The sequence below is a fragment of the Chryseobacterium sp. YIM B08800 genome (assembly GCF_026163565.1).
Lineage (GTDB): Bacteria > Bacteroidota > Bacteroidia > Flavobacteriales > Weeksellaceae > Chryseobacterium.
Window position 1 is genome coordinate 1 of sequence record NZ_JAPDKN010000111.1, and the last position, 1408, is coordinate 1408.

Consider the following 1408-nt stretch of genomic DNA (forward strand, 5'->3'; position numbering starts at 1 on the left):
GATGCATAATGCACAGACTCATAGTTTTGATAATGCTTATCAGTATAAGTACAACGGCAAAGAACTCCAAGAGACGGGAATGTATGATTACGGAGCAAGATTCTACATGCCGGATATAGGACGATGGGGTGTTGTTGATCCGTTGGCGGAACAAATGCGTCGTCATAGTCCTTACAATTATGCTTTCAATAATCCTATAAGATTTATTGATCCGGATGGGAGGAGACCTGAGCATATAGATCCTAAAAGTCAAGCAGAATGGGACAAGCAAAAAAAAACAGTCCAAATTCAACATGCAAGTACAGTAGCTACTAATATTTTAACAAACGGTGCATTTTCAAATGAGGTTGAAAACATGAATAAAATTATTAGCAATATGAATATCTTAGAAGAAAGTAGTCAAAAATATTCTTTAAATCCAAAAAGTGGTGAACAAGGAGGAACAACCTATGATGATAATTCAAAGAGTATTATTTTTGATTATGATACAACAGCTAAATTAATTCATGAAATTACACATGGAGTACAATTTGAAAATGGAGACATTGCTTTTAATAGTTCTACAGGCAAAATGTTAGGACAAGATATAGATGATGAAGTTTCCGCATATAAAATTCAGTTTGATTATCAACCTTCTTCAGTATCGGTACTTAAGTCTACTTCAAAAATTAATTCATCTAAAGATATTACTCGGACATGGGTACAAGGTCTTACAAAATCTGATGGTAGTAAACCCTATTCTCTGGGTGGAGCTCTTAATACAGGAATTGCACCCGTCAATATCAATACTGAAAGAGATGGCCTTGTTAGAGCTTACCCAAGTTTAGCAAATGATGCGGCTTCAGCTCCGTCAACATTTACTTTAAAAGATTATCCTAATGTTCATTATAAAAAATAATAATATGAGAAAAATAATAATGTTTATTTTTTTTACTTTATTTATATCATGTGTAAATTCTAAACATTCAGAAATAAAAATCTTTCAAAAAAAAGGTGAAGATTTTTTATATGTTTTAGAATTAAAAGATATTGATAGTACATTTTCTTTTAGTCAGACATATTTTGAGGGTACTGCGTCTTGTCAAGGAAAATGGTCAAGAAAAGAAAAAATTATAATTCTAAATTGTAATGAGGTTAATAGTTTTACGGAAAAAATTTCTAGTGGGTATATGTCAAAAAGAAATTATAACATAAAGATTATTAACAAAAACACTCTGCAATTAGATAATATAAAACTTGAAAAAGTCAGACAATAACTCGGTAATATCAGAAGTGTTAGTTTCCTTTATTAATCGATGTTTACAAATAGATTATTAATGAATTTCATTAAAAAAGAGTAATTACTGGTTGCTCTTTTTTGACAGAATAAAAGTAAAGAAGCTCTTTAATGGTTTGGAAACAGATTACC

Annotated in this window: 2 protein-coding genes; both read left to right on the forward strand. The window is 30.4% G+C overall.

Going from position 1 to position 1408, the window contains the following annotated elements:
• Positions 1 to 898: RHS repeat-associated core domain-containing protein (locus tag OEW74_RS19530; RefSeq protein ID WP_265430071.1), on the forward strand; the 898-nt coding region annotated here is incomplete at its 5' end.
• A 4-nt stretch (positions 899 to 902) separates the two neighbouring features.
• Positions 903 to 1256: a hypothetical protein gene (locus tag OEW74_RS19535; RefSeq protein WP_265430072.1), complete on the forward strand. Its 354-nt coding sequence runs from the start codon at positions 903 to 905 to the stop codon at positions 1254 to 1256.
• Positions 1257 to 1408 lie beyond the last annotated feature (152 nt).